The organism is Bacillus massilinigeriensis, from assembly GCF_900111815.1.
GTDB lineage: Bacteria > Bacillota > Bacilli > Bacillales > Cytobacillaceae > Mesobacillus_C > Mesobacillus_C mediterraneensis.
Map to the genome: position 1 here is coordinate 1,731,587 of NZ_LT630004.1, position 20,957 is coordinate 1,752,543.

General features: G+C 41.9%; 21 protein-coding genes. 2 read left to right on the forward strand and 19 right to left on the reverse strand.

All coding sequences use genetic code 11. The annotated features are described in order from the left end of the window. Positions 1-60 precede the first annotated feature (60 nt). From BQ5796_RS09055 to BQ5796_RS09065, 3 genes are all read right to left on the reverse strand, one after another. Positions 61-435 carry a YppE family protein gene (locus tag BQ5796_RS09055; RefSeq protein WP_071459932.1) on the reverse strand — a complete coding sequence of 125 codons (375 nt, stop codon included), beginning with the start codon at positions 433-435 and terminating at the stop codon, positions 61-63. 72 nt (positions 436-507) lie between these two features. Next, a complete protein-coding gene (locus BQ5796_RS09060) occupies positions 508-768 on the reverse strand; it encodes a hypothetical protein (protein ID WP_071459933.1) in 261 nt (86 codons plus the stop codon). 462 nt (positions 769-1,230) lie between these two features. Further along, the gene (locus BQ5796_RS09065; RefSeq protein ID WP_071461234.1) at positions 1,231-2,205 is read right to left on the reverse strand and encodes a DUF2515 family protein; all 975 of its coding nucleotides are present in this window, start codon (positions 2,203-2,205) and stop codon (positions 1,231-1,233) included. A gap of 133 nt (positions 2,206-2,338) precedes the next feature. Here BQ5796_RS09065 and recU point away from each other — a divergent pair, with 133 nt between their 5' ends. After that, the gene (gene recU / locus BQ5796_RS09070) at positions 2,339-2,968 is read left to right on the forward strand and encodes a Holliday junction resolvase RecU (RefSeq protein WP_071459934.1); all 630 of its coding nucleotides are present in this window, start codon (positions 2,339-2,341) and stop codon (positions 2,966-2,968) included. Between the two features lie 31 nt (positions 2,969-2,999). After that, the gene (locus BQ5796_RS09075) at positions 3,000-5,648 is read left to right on the forward strand and encodes a transglycosylase domain-containing protein (RefSeq protein ID WP_071459935.1); all 2,649 of its coding nucleotides are present in this window, start codon (positions 3,000-3,002) and stop codon (positions 5,646-5,648) included. A 42-nt stretch (positions 5,649-5,690) separates the two neighbouring features. Here the strand turns inward: BQ5796_RS09075 and BQ5796_RS09080 are convergent, their stop codons facing one another. The 16 genes from BQ5796_RS09080 to mgsA all read right to left on the reverse strand — a co-directional run bounded on the left by BQ5796_RS09080 (position 5,691) and on the right by mgsA (position 20,957). After that, positions 5,691-6,197, reverse strand: coding sequence for a YpoC family protein (locus BQ5796_RS09080; RefSeq protein ID WP_071459936.1), 507 nt, complete (start codon positions 6,195-6,197; stop codon positions 5,691-5,693). Further along, positions 6,197-6,853 carry an endonuclease III gene (nth, locus tag BQ5796_RS09085; RefSeq protein WP_071459937.1) on the reverse strand — a complete coding sequence of 219 codons (657 nt, stop codon included), beginning with the start codon at positions 6,851-6,853 and terminating at the stop codon, positions 6,197-6,199. Before nth ends, BQ5796_RS09080 begins: the two co-directional genes overlap by 1 nt. 77 nt (positions 6,854-6,930) lie before the next feature. Continuing rightward, positions 6,931-7,641 carry a DnaD domain-containing protein gene (locus tag BQ5796_RS09090; RefSeq protein WP_071459938.1) on the reverse strand — a complete coding sequence of 237 codons (711 nt, stop codon included), beginning with the start codon at positions 7,639-7,641 and terminating at the stop codon, positions 6,931-6,933. A gap of 131 nt (positions 7,642-7,772) precedes the next feature. Continuing rightward, positions 7,773-9,068 carry an asparagine--tRNA ligase gene (gene asnS, locus BQ5796_RS09095; RefSeq protein WP_071459939.1) on the reverse strand — a complete coding sequence of 432 codons (1,296 nt, stop codon included), beginning with the start codon at positions 9,066-9,068 and terminating at the stop codon, positions 7,773-7,775. A gap of 155 nt (positions 9,069-9,223) precedes the next feature. Further along, entirely contained in the window at positions 9,224-10,408 is a 1,185-nt protein-coding gene (locus BQ5796_RS09100) for a pyridoxal phosphate-dependent aminotransferase (RefSeq protein ID WP_071461235.1), read from the reverse strand. A gap of 21 nt (positions 10,409-10,429) precedes the next feature. Continuing rightward, positions 10,430-10,915 (reverse strand): cell wall elongation regulator TseB-like domain-containing protein, encoded by a 486-nt coding sequence (locus BQ5796_RS09105; RefSeq protein WP_071459940.1) that lies wholly within the window; start codon positions 10,913-10,915, stop codon positions 10,430-10,432. An 11-nt stretch (positions 10,916-10,926) separates the two neighbouring features. After that, entirely contained in the window at positions 10,927-11,097 is a 171-nt protein-coding gene (locus BQ5796_RS09110; RefSeq protein ID WP_071459941.1) for a YpmA family protein, read from the reverse strand. 202 nt (positions 11,098-11,299) lie between these two features. After that, positions 11,300-14,089, reverse strand: a complete 2,790-nt coding sequence (dinG, locus tag BQ5796_RS09115) for an ATP-dependent DNA helicase DinG (RefSeq protein ID WP_071459942.1) — start codon at positions 14,087-14,089, stop codon at positions 11,300-11,302. A gap of 124 nt (positions 14,090-14,213) precedes the next feature. Beyond that, positions 14,214-14,597: an aspartate 1-decarboxylase gene (gene panD, locus BQ5796_RS09120; RefSeq protein ID WP_071459943.1), complete on the reverse strand. Its 384-nt coding sequence runs from the start codon at positions 14,595-14,597 to the stop codon at positions 14,214-14,216. Further along, on the reverse strand, positions 14,597-15,463 hold the full coding sequence (gene panC, locus BQ5796_RS09125) for a pantoate--beta-alanine ligase (protein WP_071459944.1): 867 nt from the start codon (positions 15,461-15,463) through the stop codon (positions 14,597-14,599). The genes panD and panC overlap by 1 nt, the downstream gene beginning before the upstream one ends. Beyond that, the gene (gene panB, locus BQ5796_RS09130) at positions 15,460-16,296 is read right to left on the reverse strand and encodes a 3-methyl-2-oxobutanoate hydroxymethyltransferase (protein WP_071459945.1); all 837 of its coding nucleotides are present in this window, start codon (positions 16,294-16,296) and stop codon (positions 15,460-15,462) included. The genes panC and panB overlap by 4 nt, the downstream gene beginning before the upstream one ends. 237 nt (positions 16,297-16,533) lie before the next feature. Then, positions 16,534-17,520, reverse strand: a complete 987-nt coding sequence (locus BQ5796_RS09135; protein ID WP_083413085.1) for a biotin--[acetyl-CoA-carboxylase] ligase — start codon at positions 17,518-17,520, stop codon at positions 16,534-16,536. Then, complete coding sequence (locus BQ5796_RS09140; protein WP_071459947.1) at positions 17,505-18,692, reverse strand: CCA tRNA nucleotidyltransferase; 1,188 nt, start codon at positions 18,690-18,692, stop codon at positions 17,505-17,507. The genes BQ5796_RS09135 and BQ5796_RS09140 overlap by 16 nt, the downstream gene beginning before the upstream one ends. Next, positions 18,689-19,834, reverse strand: coding sequence for an N-acetyl-alpha-D-glucosaminyl L-malate synthase BshA (gene bshA / locus BQ5796_RS09145; protein WP_071459948.1), 1,146 nt, complete (start codon positions 19,832-19,834; stop codon positions 18,689-18,691). Before bshA ends, BQ5796_RS09140 begins: the two co-directional genes overlap by 4 nt. Beyond that, positions 19,831-20,547, reverse strand: coding sequence for a bacillithiol biosynthesis deacetylase BshB1 (gene bshB1 / locus BQ5796_RS09150; RefSeq protein ID WP_071459949.1), 717 nt, complete (start codon positions 20,545-20,547; stop codon positions 19,831-19,833). Before bshB1 ends, bshA begins: the two co-directional genes overlap by 4 nt. Then, positions 20,544-20,957 (reverse strand): methylglyoxal synthase, encoded by a 414-nt coding sequence (mgsA, locus tag BQ5796_RS09155; protein WP_071459950.1) that lies wholly within the window; start codon positions 20,955-20,957, stop codon positions 20,544-20,546. Before mgsA ends, bshB1 begins: the two co-directional genes overlap by 4 nt.

The following is a 20,957-nucleotide window of genomic DNA, read 5'->3' on the forward strand; positions in this document are numbered from 1 at the left end:
TAATTTTTCACTTAACAGCAAAAGCACCCAGTAAAATTCAGGGTGCTTTTATCCGTGATATCATTTGTTTTCCTTTGCTTTCGTTAATGCCAGTATATAATCGAGGACATGATAAACAGATTGGATGCGATCCACGAACCTTTTTTTCCCTGTTTCAGGGTAAAAAGCCTGAACGGATATGATTTCTAAATTCTCCAATGTCGCCTCTATTTGTTTCATATGAAGGTATTTGGGCTTGTTTTTTCCTATCCACTCCACCGCGAAGCCTTGCCATTGATTAGAACACTCTTTCACCTCATCAGCAAAAGGTTTTACCTCATTGTAAAAATCGCCCTGCTGCCCTTCCTCCCTTGCACGTTCGTATTGCTTTGCCGCTGTTTCTACATGTTTCCTGAGAGTGAACGTCAGGCTGATAAAAAGGTCTTCCTTGTCCATTGCCGCCTCCTACTTTAGCCATCTTCAATTTAATGTCATTATCTCCTATTGTAGGATAGCACCTATCTTGCATCAAGGAAGAAGACTTTCCATACAGAGGGATGCGGATTTGTTTCCAATCATGAAGTGTGCTTCTCCGTCTGATGCAATCATTTTTTCAAGCTTACTCATTCGTCTTCCAAAATCTTCTATACTCTGTTTGTGTTTATTCATCATACATTGCCTTTCCTTCTCCGCAGCAGAGATGAGAACTTCCTCCATTTCGTTCAATAGCCCGTTCAGTGCTTCCAACTCCGACATAACCTCCACAATATCCACTCTACCTTTATTCATCTGTAACAAGCCCCTCCTTCTCAATAGTCTCCGTACCTCTGTTTATTATTGCTAAATCAAGTATTCTTTCTTCAATCCAAAGTTCCTTCACACCTGACAAAACTAGAAGCCTTTCGCCAAAGAAAGTGGAATTTTTTTTAGCTCAACGATCTTCGACAAACAATTGCTGCATGAAAACAATGGAAGTGAAACAGACTAAGCGGAGGAGGTGTGAACTCATGAAAAAGGATAATAAGAAAGACTCCCGAGATACCAGTTCGAAAGCAGAAGAACGAAAGACTGGTTACGGTGATAAAAAGCTTGAAGGTCCTAACCGGCCGGCAGAGTGACAGCTGCTTGAAAAGTAAAGGAAGTTTAGTTAAACTTCCAGAGACCGCAGACAGACTCGATTTTCGTCGAGTTTGCCTGCGGTTTTTTCCTTTAGGTGGGTCTGTTGATTTCCGACCAAACAAATACATTCTTCTATAAACGAACGCCTGTAACTTCTCCGAGAAGAACCAATGTATGTAGACTGCGACGTTTTTCCATAAACCACTTTGTAAGCTTTATAGGATGAATTTGTTTCGACTCCCTTTTCAGCCAATACTTCTTCAGTTTTCTAGTTCCATACCAATCCTGCTGGCTTTCTAGGCTATGGGAGATAACAGGGTAAGCAGCTCTAAGGAAGGGAGTATCCCTTTTATTAGGATGCAGCATAAATCTTTCATAATCGTGTCTGGACCCAGTGTGTGGAACGGATATAGCAAAATCAATAAAGCTTCTATATAAAGAAGGTTCAAAAAGAATAGCTGCTAGCCTCTTTCCAAGGTCTATCCGCATGCCAAGAGAACGAAAACCTGCTACGCTAGCGCCGTATAAATCTCCCTGCTTATTCGGTAATAGTACAGCACTATAGTGAAAGTGATCCTGGAATAGGAACATCATCGATCCGAATACTTTCCGCTTATAGGAATGATGATGCATGACAGGTGTATGGATAACATTTTGTTCATTTATTATGAGGGCATTCAACAGCCTTTTTTTGTCTTGCACTTGCCAAAACAAACTCCATTCTTCTTGCATGAATTTAGAAACACCAAAATATTTTAAAAGGTGAAACATCGGCTGCTTTATTGTCGTACAATATTTATAAAGCAATAGCTGGGGATAAGCATCTTTGAAAATCAGCCAATTTGCCCGTTCATAAGTATAAAAGAGCATTCGCCTACTCTCCGCTCTAAGCAGCCTTGGAAACCATTCGCCTTCGAGGTCGCACATATTGTAGCCGCCATTCCTTGAAACCATGCTCGCTAAGAAAGCCCATGAAATTTCGGGATTGTCTAAATAATAAATCAAATATGCCTCTGTACGTGAAATATTATCATCATTAAACTTTGATGTTTTAAGCAGTATTTCCTGAATGAGCGCTCTTTCCGAGAGTGACAGATTATAATCCATTAGCACTGTTTTACCACCCTTTACTCCAAAAAATTCATTTTTGTTGTTATATTGCTATAAAACGGGAACAAATATTCACCCAAACACCGGTCTGTTTTGGTATGATAGGTAGTAGTTTGCAAGGAGGCTCATTATGGTATTCCACTATCCGAACGGGAAAAAGTTTGTTCCCGCCAAAGAGAAGAAAGCTGCTGCTTCCGGTGCCGGTGATCACAGGAAAGAAAAAAAGCTTATTTATAGCAACAGGGGTATGTCATTGGAGGAGGATCTTAATGAAACAAATGCATACTATCTTGAAAGCGGCATTGCCGTCATTCATAAAAAACCCACTCCTGTTCAAATTGTGAATGTAGACTATCCAAGAAGGAGTGCTGCAGTTATCAAAGAGGCTTATTTCAAGCAGGCGTCTACAACCGACTATAACGGGGTATATAAAGGCAGGTATATTGACTTTGAGGCAAAAGAAACAAAATTTACTGCTTCCTTCCCGCTTAAGAATTTTCACGACCACCAAATCAGGCATATGGAAGCAGTTCTAACACAAGAAGGCATTTGTTTTATCATCCTCAGTTTTACCACTATAAACGAGGTTTATCTTCTTGAAGCCTGCCATCTGTTAGACTATTGGGAAAGGATGAAATTAGGAGGAAGGAAATCAATCAAAAAAGAGGAAATCGAAAGGGATGGACATAGAATAAAATTTGGCTTCCGACCGAGAATTGACTATATTAAAGTAATAGATTATCTTTATAAACTTAGTTAGATTTTTTTGCTCCAGAAAGGAATGAGCTGATATGACAGAAAAATACCAGACTAGAGAGGAGCGCAGGAAACAGCTTGCAAAAGGCAATGGAACCAAAGAAACGAAAAATAAGGGAAAGAATAGAAATTCAAGAATCACATTTAAAAAGGTGATGTTTTCCCTACTGATTTTGGTCATTGTCGGCATGCTGACGGGTGTCGCCGCATTTGCGCTCATGGTGAAAGATACTCCTAAACTGGACGAATCCTTACTGAAGGATCCAATCTCTTCAAAAATTTACGATAAAGACAAAAACTTAATCACAGAGGTAGGTTCTGAAAATCGGGATTATGTTGAGTATAAAGATATACCAAAAGTTGTAGAAGAAGCTGTCCTGGCAACAGAGGATGTCCGTTTCTATAAGCACCATGGCATTGACCCGATTCGTCTAGGCGGTGCAGTTGTTGCAAACTTTACGAATGGCTTTGGCTCAGAAGGTGCCAGTACCATTACGCAGCAGGTTGTGAAAAACTATTTCCTTGGCTTCGAAAAAACCCTTAGCCGAAAAGCACAGGAAGCATGGCTTGCAATTCAACTGGAAAGAAAATATTCCAAAGAACAAATTTTTGAAATGTATGTCAATAAAATTTATATGTCAGAAAACAGCCATGGCATTGCAACTGCTTCTAAAATTTACTTTGGGAAGGATTTAAAGGACCTTAAGCTGCACGAAGTAGCATTGCTCGCTGGCATGCCACAGAGTCCAAATAATTATAATCCGTTTACAAATCCAGACAGGGCAGAAAAACGGCGGAATGTTGTCCTCTCGCTCATGCACCAGCACGGTTTTATTTCGAAAGCGAAAATGGATGAAGCAAAAGCAATTCCGGTAGCTACTTCCCTAGTAAAGGAAGAGGACCGTAAACACCGCGATGAAAAACCTTATGATGCCTTTATCGACACTGTCATTGATGAAGTCGATAAACAAGGGGATTTTGACATCTTCTCAGATGGATTAGAAGTATATACAACACTTGACACCGCTGCACAGACCCATGTGGAAACCATCCTGAATACAGAAGAGGCTGTTAATTACCCTAATGACAAAATGCAGGCTGGAATTGTGCTCCTCGATACGGAAACAGGAGAAATCAGGGCAGTCGGCGGCGGACGGCAGAAGGAAAAAGTCCAGCGTGGATTTAACTTTGCAACAGACTTAAAACGCCAGGCCGGATCCACCATTAAGCCTATCCTAGACTACGGTCCAGCTATCGAACACCTCCATTGGGGAACGTACCATGCCCTTGAGGATAAGCCTTATCAATATTCCAATGGACAGCCGATAAGAAACTGGAACAACTCCTATGAGGGAGTCATGTCGATGAGAGTGGCGCTTGCCAAATCGCGAAATATCCCAGCATTGCAAGCATTCCAAGCAGTAGGTAAAGAAAAGGCGAGAGACTTTGCCGTTGGCCTTGGGTTAGATCTCCCTGACCCGATTTACGAGTCTTCTTCGATAGGCTCTGATGAAGTTTCTCCAATGTCGATGGCAGGGGCATACGCTGCTTTTGGAAACAATGGGTTCTATACTAAGCCTCATGCTGTAAAGAAAATTGTTCTCCGCGACAAAACAGAGATTGATGTTGCGCCGGAAACAGAAGTTGCTATGAATGACTATACAGCCTTTATGATTACCGACATGCTGAAGAGTGTTGTGAAAGAACCGTACGGCACTGCTAGTGCAAATGCCAACATTCCAAATCTTCATGTTGCCGGCAAAACCGGAACGACAAACTATACGGATGATGAAAAGTTGAAATACGGAATACCTGAAGGTGCAGTCCCAGACTCTTGGTTCGTGGGATATACGACAAGATACACAGCAGCCGTATGGACAGGATACGAAAAACGAAAAAACTATCTTCCTTCTAACGGCTATGACCAAAAGATTTCTCAAATCTTATTCAAGAATCTGATGAGCAATGTTTCTACAAATGTTGATACACCGGATTTCACGATGCCAAATAGCGTTGTAAAAGTAGCAGTGGAAAAAGGTACGATGCCTGCAAAACTTGCAAGCAAATATACACCAAGCGATCAGATTAGCACTGAATATGCGGTGAAGGGAAATCTTCCAAAAGAAGTTTCCAAGAAATACGACAAGCTTGAAGGACCAACAAATGCTAGTGCAAGCTATGATGAAAAAAAGAATGAAATTAACCTGTCATGGGATTACAAAGAAAAAGACGGTGTCAAGTTCGAAGTAACGGCATCGCTGGATGAAGGCCCAGATCAAGCGTTGACCACTACATCAGATACAAAATTGAAAGTTTCTTCGCCTGTTCCTGGCGGTATTTATTCATTCAAGATAACCGCTATCCGGGAAGACCAAAGGAGCGCGCCTGCAACCGCCACTATCCAAATACCAGAACCGGAAGAGCCTGAATCAGAAGAGCCTGATAAAGAACATCCAGGACAGAATGAAGGACAAACTCCTAGACAAGGGGATGAAGGTACCGGTCATGGAGAAAATGGTAATGGCGGCGGACAAAAGGATGATAACGGCCAGGGAGAAGACGGTAATAACCAGAACGACGGTGATGATAACCAAAATGGAGGCGGGACAGGACAGGAGCCCGCGACCCCTCCTGCCACGAATGGTGGCGGGACAACAACTAGAAACAACGAAAATGATGAATAGATAATCAAAAAAGCCACAGCAGGATTTTACTAGCTGTGGCTTTTACTTTTGTTTGTTTTTCAGTTGAATGGCTGCATACTGCTTTTCCTGTTCCCTCATCATTTCCTCTAACTGCACGAAGGAGGCATACAAGGCTGGTCTGGAAAGAATAAAGCTAATTCTTTCCCTGACATTCACAGGCTTTCCTTCAAGCCTATCCATGCGCTCCAAAGGAAATTCAACAGGTTGACCATTAGACCAGTATAAATACTCAAGGAAAAAAGCAGCAGCCTTTTGCATTTCTTTAGTTGTCTCTTTCTGTCTTCTTTCAGCAAAAAGCAATTTCAATGATTTTATTAGTGTCTTCCATTCCTGCAGCAATAAGGCAAGACTTTCCTCTCTATTTTCCCAGGGCCTGAAGCTTATAAGGTTTGCGAAAAAGGCGGCCTCATGGATGAATGGAATACTGGGATAATAGCCTTCAGAATATTCCTCTTTCCACTCTATATCTCCCTCTGGAAAAAATATAGGTGAAGAAAGCTCCAAAACAGTAATTCTCCTTGATGCCATCACTTTTCCTCCTTGCCTTTCATCCGTTTCTTCCCTTCACGACAGAGCGTGAGGAGGGGACACGTTGGACATTGTGGATTTTGAGCTTTGCAGTGGTAGCGACCAAAAAAAATCATTCTGTGATGGGTCACAGACCACTCTTGTTCTGGAACTTTCCTCATCAACGTTCTTTCGACTTCGAGGACAGAATCCTTCCACCGGCATATACCTAGCCGTTTGCTTACTCTTTCTACATGTGTATCAACCGCGATTGCTGGAACGCCGAAAGCTACGGAGACAACAACATTAGCTGTTTTTCTACCGACTCCAGGAAGCCTTGTAAGCTCGTCCCTGTCTGAAGGAACCTTTCCTCCATATTCATCAATCAGCATCCGGCAAAGCTTTTGAATATTATTCGCTTTATTCCTAAACAATCCAATTGAACGAATATCTCCCTGTAATTCTTCAAGCTTAACACTTAAATAATCCTCTGGAGTTTTATATTTTTGAAAGAGCCTTTTAGTCACTTTATTGACAAGTGCATCTGTGCATTGAGCGGATAGCGCTACAGCAATGACAAGCTCAAAAGGATTAGAATGAATCAATTCACAATGAGCGTCAGGAAACATCCTTCCCATTTCATCAAGGCAGTAGCGTATATGACTTTTATTTAACATTGAATCACCCTTAAAATCTTATTGTAGCTTTTCCGGGAAAACAGCGTAAAAAAACGAGAGATATCACTCTCGCGCTCCTATTGTTCGAGCCAATTATAAAATGGCACAGGCCTTGATTGGACCTTTGCCTCTTCCTGCAGCGGCCTTTGATTGTGACTTTGATGTTGTCTGAATTTCCTGCTTTGCTTTCTTGCCTGTTCAATCGTTTTTATTCCATTTTTCTTCCATTCAAAAAGAATCCTGTCAATATAGCGGAAGTTAAGCTTTCCAGAGATCACCGCTTCCCTCAGCGCGTATTTAATAATGATAGGATCATGCTGATCATCATCCATCCACATCCCAAGCGTCTCACATTCAAACGGAGAAAGCGGCCTTCCAAATTCTTTTTCAAAACAAGTGTAGACATCACTTTCCTCGCTCTGCTTTTGTCTGGCCTGCTCTTTCTTCCTAGAACCTAAGAAACGTTCGACAAGCTTTTCCTGCAATGGTTGAAGTGAATAACGTTCAAAGCGAATCCCTTCCTGCGAATAGCCCTCAATAATTTCGATAAAGCCCTTTTGAATAAGTGATCTTAAAAGCTTAGAGCACTCCAATGAGCTTGCAGTCATCCTATTTGCTAGCTCGACGGGGGTAGGAAAAGCATTTCCTCTTTCCAAGAAGTATTGGACATGCAAAAGAAGTACAAGTTCCTGTTCAGACAGGTTCATCTGCTTATATTGGGATAACAACATGGCTGGAATGGTAATATTGCCTTCCTTAAGCCAATCCAAAATTTCTGATTTTTGCATACCGGACACCTCTTTTAAAGTATAACACGAACACATCTTCCGGTAACAGACTCTGTAAAGAGATTTGCACCAACAATATATTCCCAAAAAAGACAGCCCCGCAAGCAGAATTGCAGGGCCAGCTAATCTTATTATGGGTATAGACGGTTCAGCAAACGCGGGAAGGGTATCGTTTCCCTCACGTGTTCCACTCCGCTAATCCACGCAACTGTCCGCTCAAGACCGAGCCCGAATCCGGAATGAGGCACAGAACCGTATTGACGCAATTCCATATACCATTTGTAAGCTTCGAGCGGTAAGTTGTGCTTTTCAATCTGCTCTTTTAAATATTCGTAGTCATGTACCCTCTCCGAACCGCCAATGATTTCTCCATAACCTTCCGGAGCAATGAGGTCTGCACACAGGACAACATCATCTCTATCCTTTGCAGGCTGCATGTAGAAAGGTTTTAAGTCTTTTGGATAGTGTGTGATGAAAACCGGTTTCTCAAAGGATTCTGCAATCGCTGTCTCATGTGGAGCTCCAAAGTCATCGCCCCACTCAATATCATTGAAACCTTTTTTATGCAAAAATTTAATTGCATCATCGTATGAAATTCTTGGGAATGGGGCTTTTATTTTTTCCAGTTTCTCTGTATCGCGGCCAAGCGTCTTCAGTTCAATTGGGCAATTTTCCAATACCGAAGTGACAATATAAGAAACATAATCTTCCTGCACTTTTAAATTATCTTCAAAATCATAAAAAGCCATTTCAGGTTCAATCATCCAAAATTCAATAAGATGTCTGCGTGTTTTAGATTTTTCTGCCCGGAAAGTTGGTCCGAAAGAAAAAACTTTTCCCATCGCCATCGCTGCAGCTTCCATATAAAGCTGACCCGACTGGGAAAGGAAGGCATCCTCATCAAAATACTTTGTATGAAACAATTCTGTTGTACCTTCTGGAGCACTTCCTGTAAGAATAGGGGGATCAACTTTCGTGAAAGCATTCTTGTTGAAGAATTCGTATGTTGCCCGAATGATTTCGTTCCTGATTTTCATTACAGCGTGCTGTCGGCGGGAGCGAAGCCAAAGATGACGGTGATCCATTAAAAATTCTGTTCCATGCTCCTTCGGTGTTATTGGATAATCAACTGCCTGATGAATTAGTTCTAATCCTGACACTTGAATTTCAAAACCTAATGGAGAACGTGTATCTTCCGTCACGGTCCCCGTTACATATAGGGATGATTCCTGGGTAATCGATTTAGCTAGCTGGAAAATTTCTTCTGGAACATCAGCCTTTACAACTACTCCTTGGACGAAACCTGTTCCATCACGCAGCTGCAAAAAGGCAATTTTACCGCTAGAACGTTTATTAGCAATCCATGCACCGAGTTTAACTTCCTTGCCTGCGTATTTATAAATTTCAGAAATAGTAACCTTATCCACTGTTTATTTCCCTCCAAAATTAAGCAAAGCTTGGGCTATGTACGCTCTTTATTATACCCTTCGGTTAAACCGGCGGCAACCCAATTCCTATTCAGGTTGAAGGATGAGGTGAAAAAAAGGGCAGGAAGCCATTAGGCTTTCCTGTCCTAACTGTATTACACCATGTTTTTTATGACAAAATCAGAAATTCTTCCAACAGCTTTTTCAAGAAGGTCTAATGATGTAGCGTAGGATAGCCTAATATTTTCAGGTGAGCCAAAGCCGGAACCCGGTACAACTGCTACTTGAGCTTCTTCCAATAGCCTTGCCACAAAATGATCTACATCTCGGCAGCCTGATAGCTCTGCAGCCTCCTTTACATTCGGGAATAAGTAGAATGCTCCCTGAGGCTTCAAACAGGTTACTCCAGCGATATTAATTATCTTCTCATGAATGATATCAAGGCGTTCTTCAAATGCTTCCCTCATCACCTCTACAGATTCTTGGCTCCCCGTATAAGCAGCAATCGCTGCATATTGGGAGGTAGCTGTCGGATTTGAAGTACTGTGGCTAGCAAGGTCTGTCATCGCCTGGATGATACCTTCATTACCTGCCGCAAATCCTATTCTCCAACCTGTCATCGAGTGGGATTTCGATACACCATTGATGATGATGGTCTGTTCTTTCAATTTGGGGGAAATGCTTGCAATGGAAAAGTGCTCATTCCCACCATAAAGGAGTTTTTCGTATATCTCATCGGATATAATCAGGATGCCGTGCTTGAGGCAGACGCTTCCTATCTCCTCCAGCTCCTTTTTAGAATAAATCATTCCTGTCGGATTACTCGGGGAGTTTAAAATGACTGCTTTCGTTCTTTCTCCTATCGCTTGTTCGAGTTGTGCTGCTGTAATCTTAAAAGCGTGTGCTTCCTTTGTCTCGATATAGATCGGTACCCCGCCAGCCAATTTTACTTGTTCTGGATAGCTCACCCAATATGGTATTGGTATGATGACTTCATCTCCATCATTAAGTAATACTTGGAACAATGTATACAGCGCATGCTTTGCACCGTTCGTTACAATGATTTCCTTTGCACTATATTCTAACCCTTGGTCATGAAGAAGTTTGCCTGCAATCGCCTTTTTTAATGCCGGAAGACCACCTGAAGGTGTATACTTGGTGAAACCTTCCTTCATCGACTTCGTTGCAGCCTCCAAAATATGATCTGGTGTGTTGAAATCAGGCTCTCCAGCACCAAGTCCAATTACATCCAACCCCCGCGCTTTCATTTCCTTCGCTTTTGCAGTAATAGCAAGTGTTGTAGAAGGTGTCAAAGAACCGACTCTGTTTGCAAGCTTTATTTCCATCCGTAAATCCCCTTTTTAAAAATTATCAATAGCCCTTATTTTTTTGCCTGTATCATAATCAACATAATAATAATTTATGCTATTGCCTTCACTTTTGTAATAAACTTCCCATGATGGTCGATCCGTTTTTTGGATTCTGGCCATACCAAGACGCACTGAAATAATTTCTTCTGGTTGTTTTTCACTATATACAAGATCAATTGCTTCCTGCCTGCTTGTTCCGTCTTTTACTTTACGAGTAATAACCTTCTCTGACTTTTCCGAAACCCATGCATAAACCTTCTCATCTTTTTGATTCTTAGCCTTAAGTACATAGTAGGTTTCTTCCCCATTGAAAAGTTGAAAATCACTAAAATCAGTTAGGTCGGTTTTCTCTTTAAGAATGGTGACGGCTCTCTCTTCCCCTTTTTTTACCGGTGAAACAGAGTTTAAATATATTTTTGTGCAAATTCCTGTCAGGATCACAACGACAACAATCGAAATACCTATCCATTTTTTCATATCATCACTTCTTATGTACGATAAATCGTAAAGACAGCTTTTTCTTGATCCTCTTGGTCCAATGCAAGCCCAAACATCAAATCGCGATCTTTTAATGTACGGTTTAAGGCATCGACTATCTTATACAAATCAGGGCTTTGTTGAATTTTCACCGTTGAAAGAACATCTATTTTGCTTTCCATTCCATTCATCCTCCATAGACTAAACAATATTTGTTACTTATATGTGCTCGTTGCTGGGTAGATAATATCGTTAGTGACCTACTAAATCTCAACACCCATTATAGCAGGTGTTTTAGGAACAAAGCAGGAAAACACAATCAAACTAATCTGGTCTACACATGTATTTGCTGCGCATTTTGCGCAGCTTTTTTTAAAAAAGCTATCATAGCCAGCTATCGATAAATGCGGTCAGTTCTCCCACGCTTGCCTCTTTTACCGGAACAGCAGGTATGGAATCAAGAAAAACATGTCCATAGCTTGAGGTTAGTATTCGGCGGTCAAATACAACCACTACGCCACGGTCAGAGAACGTTCTGATCAGCCTGCCAAATCCTTGTTTAAACCTTAAGACTGCCTCGGGCAATGATAATTCGTTAAAAGGGTTTCCTCCACGGTTTCTTATCCTTGCATGCTTTGCTTTTGTGATTGGTTCATCAGGCGGTGAGAATGGCAGCCGCACGATAATGAGGCAGGATAAGTCTTCTCCTGGAATATCAACACCTTCCCAAAAACTGCTTGTACCAAAAAGAATTGCCTTCTCGAACTTCTGGAAGTTCCTCGTTAGCCGACTCCGGCTCCCTGCTGTAATTCCTTGTGCAATCAATGCAAAATCTTCAAGCATACCGCTTTCCTTAATGAGATCATGCGTCTTTCTCAGCATATCATGAGAAGTAAATAAAATCAGCATTCGACCTTTCGTAGCTTCTGCAATAGAAATAATCTGTTCACTTATACTCACGATATAATCTTCTTCACGTACTGCTTTTATCTCAGGAATGTCTTTAGGAACGAACATCTTTACCTGACTTTGATATTCAAAAGGAGAAGGAATGATTTTTGAAATAATCTGCATCTCATCAATCCCAAGGTTACGTTTCAAATATTCAAAGGTACTATTTACCGATAAAGTTGCAGACGTCATAATGACGGAATTCTTTTTACCAAAAAACCTGTCCTTAAGGAATGGAGAAATATCAGCCGGTCTGCCCGTTATCGTTGTATGGTTTTGCGGAGACCGCAAATCTGCTTCAATCCATGCAACATAGCTTGGATCCCTAAAAAGAATCATGTTTCGGATTTTAGCCCTGATCCCCTCCAGTTCCGCAAGTAATGCTGCGGCTTCTTCCACAACAGCAAGCTCCGTTTTTTTCAATTCCCTGAGCATACCTTGGACTGCTTGAAGACGCATTTTGAGCTCTTTTATTAAATCATTTGCTACAAAGGCAACCCTTTCTGCGATAAGATGCAGGTTTTGATTTTCACGAATTTCTGATTCCTCACCAAGAAGACATATCGCTTTAACCGACCGATAGCTCGTTTGCTTTCTTGCTAGTAGCGCTGCGGCTTTAAAAAATTCTTCCGCTTCCTGCTGAAGCTGGATAATCAGATTGTTGAGTTCATCCGTACTACAGCTCCCCAAGCGAAGTGCTTCCTCTCCTGCAAGGTCCTCGAGCTTGCCGAAAACTTGCTGTTGTTCAGAGAGCCCAAGCTGGTTGACAAGCAGTTTAATGGATAAATGATCAAGTGCCTCACCAAAATAACTGCCGGCCGCTTTTTCAAACTGATGGGCTTCATCAAGAATGATATGGTCATAATAAGGCAGGAATGGTTCATCCGATGCTAAATCTCTAAGCAGCATTGCGTGATTAGTAATAACAATATCCGCCTCGCTGGCCGCTTTTTTTGCCCTTAGAAAAAAGTCTTTCTTGTTCCATATCCCATCCTGTAAGAAGACAGATGAATCGTTCTTTATTTTGTTCCAATATATCATGCCACCGCTTGAAAGGTTAAGCTCATCGCTGTCTCCTGTTTCTGTTTCCGTCAGCCAAACAAGCACTTGCATTTTAGTAAGAGTGGTATCATAATTGTCTTCCTCTTCAAAGATAGAAACTTCGAATCGAGACAGGCTAATATAGTGGCTGCGACCTTTGAGAAGCGCCGTTTTCACATGGTAGCCCAACATATCCCTCAGATTCTTGACTTCTTTATGTAATAGTTGCTGCTGTAACTGAGTTGTATAAGTGCTCACAATTACCGTTTTATTCTGTTGCCTTGCAAAAATTGCTGCAGGCACAAGATAGGCTAAAGTCTTCCCGATTCCTGTTCCTGCCTCAATGATTGCATGCAAGCCCATTTCTAGCGAATGATGAACATCATCCATCATTTCCAACTGCCCTTTTCGCAGTTCAAAATCAGGCATTGCTTTTTCCAGCAATGCCTTTTTATCTTCAACAGTTTCAGGATATGCCATCTGCATTTTTGGGTATGTCTCTATTTCAACAGGCTTTTTTATCGCTAACCCTCGATATACTTCCATTTCAGACGGCAATACTTCAACTGTTTTTTCCTTTTTTAACAGCACTGTTTCAAAAAGAAGATGAAGATCGCTTTTCAAGCCAACAGAAAGCTCCGCCATTTTTCTAATTGTCACCTCGGGCAATGATTCGAGTTTTCCCTGAAGGATGAGTAGCAATTCAGCAGTTACTTCTGCATCGCTGTCGGCTTGATGCGGCCTGTCGTGGTCAATCCCTTCACGGATTGCCAAGTCAGAGAGTTTGTAGCTATCCGCGGAAGGAAATAGTATTCTTGAGAGCTCTACTGTATCAATGATTGGTCCGTAAAAACCTGCAAGTCCCGCCTGTTTCAATTCCTCCTGAAGAAAGTGCAGGTCAAAGAAAACATTATGTGCTACAAAAAAAGCGCCTTCCAGCAAGCTAAGGATATTTTCTGCTATCTCTTTAAAGAAGGGGGCATTCTTTACCATTTCATTGTTGATCCCTGTTAACGATTCGATAAACGGCGGTATTTCCTTCCCAGGATTAACAAGGGAAGAGAATCGATTGGTGATGACTCCGTTTTCAATGACTACAGCGCCAACCTGGATAATTCTGTCACCTTTTTTTGGAGCGTTCCCTGTTGTCTCAAGGTCAACGACGACAAATGTATGATTCATAAGCAGCACCTCAATGTTCAAGTCATCAAAACGGTATCATAAAAACGGAAAAAGAAAAAGCATCATGCCCGATAGGAATTTAAGTTGAGCAAAGAGCTTCCGCGTTTTTAGCGGAAGCTCTACCTTACATTACCGTACTCTCAGGCTCCGCATGGAGCATTTCTACAATACGGTTATTCTCATCCATAATTGCAACCTTTGGTTTATGAGTTGCCATTTCGTTTTCCGCAACGAGAGCGTAAGAGATGATGATAACAACATCTCCTTCCTGGACAAGGCGTGCAGCGGCTCCGTTTAAACAAATGGTCCCACTATTGCGTTTACCCGGGATGATGTATGTCTCAAAGCGAGCGCCATTGTTATTATTAACAATCTGCACTTTTTCATTTGCTACTAACCCTACAGCATCAAGAATGTCACTGTCGATCGTAATGCTGCCTACATAATTCAGATTTGCTTCCGTTACTCTGGCTCTATGAATTTTGGCATTCATCATGTTGCGGAACATTATTCATTCGCCTCCTGTTTATTTAAATCAAGAATGATATTATCAATTAAACGAGCTCTGCTGAATTTAACTGCTAGCGCAATAATAAATCTCCCTGCAAGTTCTTTAACAGGAGTCAGATCAGGATACGAATATATTTCGATATAGTCACATGTCCCACTGCAGTTTTCTTCTAAGTGCTTTTTGATTGCCTCCTCTATCCGAGCAGGGTTTCTTTCTCCGTCGCTCACTAGTTTTTTCGCCAAGAGGAGACTTTGATATAACTCCGGTGCTTCTTTCCTCTCTACGTCGCTAAGGAAAACATTTCTAGAGCTCTTAGCAAGTCCATCTGTCTCTCTTACCGTATCAACCGGCCTTATTTCAACAGGAATACAAAAATCCTTCACAAGACCTTCCACAACTGCAACCTGCTGGGCATCCTTCAAACCGAAGTATACCCTGTCCGGCTGTGTTATATTGAAAAGCTTTGTTAAGACTGTAGCAACGCCGTCAAAATGTCCTGGGCGGGATTTCCCGCACATACAATCTGTCCTGGTGTGAACAGCCGCAGTAACAGACGGTTTATTAGGATACATTTCCTCCACTGCGGGAAAAAATAGAGCATCTGCTCCTTCTGTTTCAGCCAGTACTTTGTCACGTTCGATGTCTCTCGGATAAGAGTCAAGATCCTCTCCAGGACCAAATTGAAGCGGATTTACAAAAATGCTCATCACTACATAATCATTTTCTTCTTTTGCTTTTCTCAGCAAGGTTAAATGACCCTCGTGCAAGTAACCCATTGTTGGGACAAACCCAATTTTTTTTCCGGTTGCTTTCTCGGCAGAAAGTATCCTTCTTAGATCTCCTGCCGTGTTGACTAATTTCATTCTCTGCCTCCATAAAGGGAACTTATGACATCTTCTTTCATTGTGAAAGTATGCTTTTCTTCCGGAAAAGCCCCTTCCTTCACTTCTTCCACATACTCGGAAACACCTTTTATTACTAGAGAATTGATGTCTGCATATTGTTTTACAAATTTAGGTATCTTCTCAACACCATAATTAACCAAGTCGTGATATACAAGAACTTGTCCATCCACCCCTGCTCCTGCTCCAATTCCGACTGTAGGAACATCAAGTATTTCCGATATTTTCTCGGCCAGCTGACGAGGAACGCACTCTAGGACAATAGCAAAAGCTCCGGCATCCTGGCATTTTTTCGCATCTTCGAGCAGCTTTATTGCCGCACCTCTGTCCTTTCCTTGTACTTTATAGCCTCCCAACACCCCAACAGATTGTGGTGTAAGACCCAGATGAGCAACTACTGGGATACCAGCATTAACCAGTGCTTTGATATGAACTGTCACTTCATCGGCTCCCTCAAGCTTGACAGCATGCGCTCCAGTTTCCTGAATGATCTTCTGTGCGTTAATAAGGGTATCCCTTACTGACAGATGATAGCTCATGAATGGCATATCAACCACAATAAATGTGTTGCCAGCACCTCTTTTCACCGCTTTGCCATGATGAATCATATCATCAACGGTAACTGGTAGGGTGGATTCGTAACCAAGAACTACCATTCCAAGGGAATCTCCAACAAGAATTATATCGGCATTTGCCTGCTCTACATGCTTTGCAGAAGGATAATCATATGCAGTAACCATTGCAATCTTGCTTCCTTCCCTCTTCATCCTTGTGAAATCGGTTGTTTGCTTCATATTTTCCTCCTTTTTAGAAAGGAAGAGAGAAAAACAATAGCGATTGTATGAAAAAATAAAGGGATCGCTTCTAATAAACAGAAGGATCCCAGTGCCTTTTACTTGTTTTATCCCTCTGTCCCGGTCCGTTTTCGGATCTAGGCAGAATCTTTTTAAATTTGTAAGGAACCTGATGGTGCAGTTCTTTCGATACCGCCCAAAAAGATTATAGCAAATCGCAAAAGCTATGACTACTGTTTATTCTTCCTCCAGCAAGATATCCGCTGAGTATATTTGACGGATATTTCCGTCCTCCTCTTCCAACTTCAATACGCCATCATCTGTGATCCCTTGTGCAATACCTTTGTAATCTCCAGTGAGAGTACGTGCAATTATCCTTTGCCCAATGCTAATTGCATAGCTTTCCCATAAAAGTTTGATTGGAAGAAAGCCTTGGGATAAATAGATATCGTAAAGGTTTTCAAACCGTAAAAGCAATGCTTGAATCAAGCTGGCACGAGAGGTATCTTCTCCCTTCTCAATAGAAAGAGAAGTAGCCGTTTCAAATAATTCAGGAGGAAAATCAGTAACCCTTTGGTTCACATTCATTCCAATTCCGATAATTATCGCATTAATTCTGTCAGATTCCGCCTGTAATTCAGTGAGGATCCCAGTGACCTTTTTCTTTCCAATCAGGATATCGTTAGGCCATTTAATTTGCGAAGTTAATTCGGTAACGTCCTCGATTGCCTGAACGGCTGCGACAGCAGCAATCAATGTAAGCTGCGGCGCCTTAGCCGGCGGAAGATCCGGTCTAAGAATAAGGCTTGTCCAAATACCAGTGTACTTCGGGGAGTGCCACTTCCTTCCGAGTCTGCCTCGACCCATCGTTTGCTCGTCGGCCACGATTAGCGTTCCCTCAGGAGCTCCTTCCGCCGCAAGCCGATGAGCAATTTTTTGAGTAGATTCCACACTCTCTTCATAATGAATTGTTCTGCCAAGCCTCTCCGTTTTTAATCCAAGACTAATTTCATCACCGGAAACTTTACCAGGCACTTTTACTATTCTGTATCCTTTTTTTCTAACAGCTTCAATAACAAATCCATCATGGCGCAAATCCTCCATATGTTTCCAAACGGCAGTTCTTGAGCATCCCGCTATCTCAGCAAGCTTTTGGCCTGAGAGAAACTCACCGTTTGAAAGGTTGAAGGCATCAATCAGCTTCTTTCTTAAATCAGTTTGCACGATATCAGCCACTCCTTTATTGCGCTTTTCTCGTTTTCAAGATTTCCTTTTACGATTCTTGCTTCTATTTCTGCCAATAGTTCTTTCACCCAAGCACCTGGCGTCTGCTCTCTCCAAAGAAGAAGGTCCTCTCCAGTTATATCGAGTTCTGCCCGCTTTTTTATTGGGAGGTTTGAATAGATAGCCTGGACTTTTCCTGAATCACCATCACCTGTTAAACTATCAAATACCACTTCAGTCAGAATAGAAAATTCGAAGCCTGCATGGTATATACTGATTTTATCCCATTCAGATTTAAGCCTGAATTTCAGCAGTACGAGGACTCTAAGAATGCTTTTTATTTTCTTGGAGGGTAATCTCCATTGCTTCAAAAACATTTCCGCTTCTTTTCCCGTTGAATTCAACGCGTGTAAAAGAAGCACCCACACTCCTTCAACAGGTATTTCACTTTCACATTCCGAAAGTTTATAGAGAGCTGTTTCCTTCCCCTGCAGACCCGGAAGGAAATTATGTATACCTGCACCAGTTAATAGCATGATCGCTTTGCTTCTGAATGGACCCCCTAATAGTTTTTCAAATTCGGCAGCCTTCCGTTCAACCGCAACAGAGGAAAGTAACGGACCACTAGATTTCAAGGCAGCATATGTCTTTTCTTCGATCTCGAAACCTAACTGCGACGAGAAGCGAATGGCTCTCAGCATGCGCAATGCATCTTCGCCAAATCTCTCGTCAGGGTTACCAACCGAAGTGATCATTTTTTGTCGGATGGAAAGCTGACCATGAAAAGGATCAATGATGTTTCCTGTCTTATCCATCGCCATAGCATTCATCGTAAAATCACGGCGCATTAAATCTTCTTGGAGGGACCGGATAAACTCTACTCGATCTGGTCTTCTTCCGTCCGAATACGTCCCCTCCATACGGAAGGTAGTAACTTCGTATGGCTTTCCATTATAAATAACAAGAATGGTACCATGCATAATGCCAATATCGACGGTCTTCGAAAAAATCTCCTTCAACTCCAAAGGTGTAGCAGATGTTGCAATATCAATATCTGAAATAACTCTGCCGAGCATAGAATCTCTTACAGAGCCACCGACAAAATACGCTTCGTAACCTTCAAGTTCCAGTTTTTCCAGAAGCGGAACTGCTTCCAGGAAAAGTGGGTTCATAGGATTCCCCCCTCACCCTTCAGAAGTCTTGCATACACTTCTTCATATTGAGCTACAATCTTTTCTGCGCTGAACTTGCGATAGGCTCTTTCCTCTGAGTTGCGGGAAAACCGGGCATACATATCCTCATTCGTTAAAAGCATGATAGACTTTGAAGCAATTTCTTCGATGTCTCCAAGTTCGCAAATAAAGCCTGTCGTTCCATTCTCCACCACTTCAGGAATACCGCCCACATTCGTTACGATACAAGGTACTCCCGCAGCCATCGCTTCTAATGCGACTAAACCAAAGCTCTCCTTTTGCGATAAAAGGAACATTAAATCACTGATAGTGAAAAGTTCTTCCACGTTTTCCTGTTTGCCGAGAAACAAGACTCTGTCTCTTATTCCAAGTTCTCCTACCAGATCGCAGACTTTTTTCATTTCAGGACCATCCCCTACGAGAAGGAGCCTAGCGGAAACATTTTCAGATATCTTGGAAAAAGCACGCACTACATCAAGGACACGCTTCACTGGCCGGAAATTCGATACATGAATGATCACTTTTTCTTCCTCGGTGATTCCATACTCTTTCCGAAGATTATTCTTTTTAAGATTAGCGTACACCCGAGGATCGATAAAATTATAAATGCATTGTATTTCTTTTTCCGGATTGAGCAGTTCTTTCGTCTGAGAAACAAGTGAATTTGATACAGCAGTAACCGCGTCGGATTTTTCAATGCCGTACCGGATGGCTTCAGACAAGGAGGCATCATTTGCAAGGACTGTTATGTCGGTACCATGAAGTGTTGTAACAATTTTCAAATCCCTGCCGCACATTTCCCTCGCAAGTATGGCACATATAGCATGAGGAATTGCATAATGAACGTGAAGGACATCCAGTTCCTCCCGAACAGCGACTTCTGCAATTTTACTAGCAAGCGCTATATCATATGGAGGAAATTGAAATACTGAATACTGGTTAACTTCTACTTGATGGTAATATATATTGTGGTACATCTTATTCAAACGAAAAGGCAAACTGGAAGTAATAAAATGAATTTCATGGCCTTTTTCAGCCAGGAGTTTTCCAAGTTCTGTTGCTACTATTCCCGACCCGCCAACTGTGGGATAACAGGTAATGCCAATTTTTAACTTACTCATCCTTCATCTCCTAACAGATCGTGTACAAGAAAAGGTTCCCTTGTCAGAAAGCCCTCTGCATACATAACGCCAGCAGCCTGCCCGAACATCCTTTCCCTTGCAAGTACTGTTTCGATATAACCATTAACTAGAGGGGTATCAGCGCCGCCTTCACTTTTCGTGAATTGACTTTTATATGCATTTAAAGCTTTTGCTTTCTGCTCTATGTAGGAACTGGCATCAATAACGAAATGGGGTTTATGATAACCGTTAATGATATAGTAAAACAATCGCGATGCTTTATGAGGCTGATAGCCTCCTTCTGTTTCGTACTTCTTTATTCCCGCTGAAAAAAAAGCCTCCTCGACGATTCTGGAACAATTTCCATGATCAGGATGTCGATCCTCGCTGTATGGTGCAAAGATTATATCAGGCTTATACTTTCGAATGATATGTGCTGTTTTTCGAATATAATCATCCTTCAAAAACAATCCCCTGTCGGGAAAACCCAGTGTTTCCCTCACTGAAACACCGAGAATTCCAGCAGCATGGCTGGCCTCTTTTCTTCTTAGTTCGGTTGTTCCGTTTGACGACAGCTCTGCTTCAGTCAAATCGCAAATTCCAATTTTTCTCCCTTTTGCTGCATATTTTGCAATCGTTCCGCCCATGCCAATTTCTACGTCATCGGCATGAGCGCCGAATGATAAAATATCTAGCTTTATGCTCTCCTTCATTTTTCGTCACCGCTTCCGCCAGAAAGTTTTCTCCAGTCAAGGTCGCCGCGTTCTATTCCCCTAATTAAAAGTTCAGCCGTTCCCATATTCGTTGCGAGCGGGATGGAATACACATCGCAAAGACGGACTAGAGCGGATACATCTGGCTCATGTGGCTGCGAAGTAAGGGGATCCCGGAAAAAGAAAATGGCATCCATCTTGTTTTTGGCAATCATCGCACCCACTTCCTGGTCACCGCCAAGTGGACCTGATTGAAATCTGTGGATGTCCAGTCCAGTTGCTTCCATGATGCGAAGTCCCGTTGTCCCAGTTGCAAATAATCTATGTTTTTCAAAAAGAGGTTGATAGGCAACAGCAAATCTTACTAGATCATCCTTCTTTTTATCATGAGCTATGAGGGCAATATTCAA

Coding starts and splice junctions, on each gene's coding strand:
- BQ5796_RS09055 (WP_071459932.1), bottom strand. CDS start 435: ATGGACAAGGAAGACCTTTTTATCAGCCTGACGTTCACTCTCAGGAAA.
- BQ5796_RS09060 (WP_071459933.1), bottom strand. CDS start 768: ATGAATAAAGGTAGAGTGGATATTGTGGAGGTTATGTCGGAGTTGGAA.
- BQ5796_RS09065 (WP_071461234.1), bottom strand. CDS start 2,205: ATGGATTATAATCTGTCACTCTCGGAAAGAGCGCTCATTCAGGAAATA.
- recU (WP_071459934.1), top strand. CDS start 2,339: ATGGTATTCCACTATCCGAACGGGAAAAAGTTTGTTCCCGCCAAAGAG.
- BQ5796_RS09075 (WP_071459935.1), top strand. CDS start 3,000: ATGACAGAAAAATACCAGACTAGAGAGGAGCGCAGGAAACAGCTTGCA.
- BQ5796_RS09080 (WP_071459936.1), bottom strand. CDS start 6,197: ATGGCATCAAGGAGAATTACTGTTTTGGAGCTTTCTTCACCTATATTT.
- nth (WP_071459937.1), bottom strand. CDS start 6,853: ATGTTAAATAAAAGTCATATACGCTACTGCCTTGATGAAATGGGAAGG.
- BQ5796_RS09090 (WP_071459938.1), bottom strand. CDS start 7,641: ATGCAAAAATCAGAAATTTTGGATTGGCTTAAGGAAGGCAATATTACC.
- BQ5796_RS09105 (WP_071459940.1), bottom strand. CDS start 10,915: ATGAAAAAATGGATAGGTATTTCGATTGTTGTCGTTGTGATCCTGACA.
- BQ5796_RS09110 (WP_071459941.1), bottom strand. CDS start 11,097: ATGGAAAGCAAAATAGATGTTCTTTCAACGGTGAAAATTCAACAAAGC.
- dinG (WP_071459942.1), bottom strand. CDS start 14,089: ATGAATCATACATTTGTCGTCGTTGACCTTGAGACAACAGGGAACGCT.
- panD (WP_071459943.1), bottom strand. CDS start 14,597: ATGTTCCGCAACATGATGAATGCCAAAATTCATAGAGCCAGAGTAACG.
- panC (WP_071459944.1), bottom strand. CDS start 15,463: ATGAAATTAGTCAACACGGCAGGAGATCTAAGAAGGATACTTTCTGCC.
- panB (WP_071459945.1), bottom strand. CDS start 16,296: ATGAAGCAAACAACCGATTTCACAAGGATGAAGAGGGAAGGAAGCAAG.
- BQ5796_RS09140 (WP_071459947.1), bottom strand. CDS start 18,692: ATGAACCCACTTTTCCTGGAAGCAGTTCCGCTTCTGGAAAAACTGGAA.
- bshA (WP_071459948.1), bottom strand. CDS start 19,834: ATGAGTAAGTTAAAAATTGGCATTACCTGTTATCCCACAGTTGGCGGG.
- bshB1 (WP_071459949.1), bottom strand. CDS start 20,547: ATGAAGGAGAGCATAAAGCTAGATATTTTATCATTCGGCGCTCATGCC.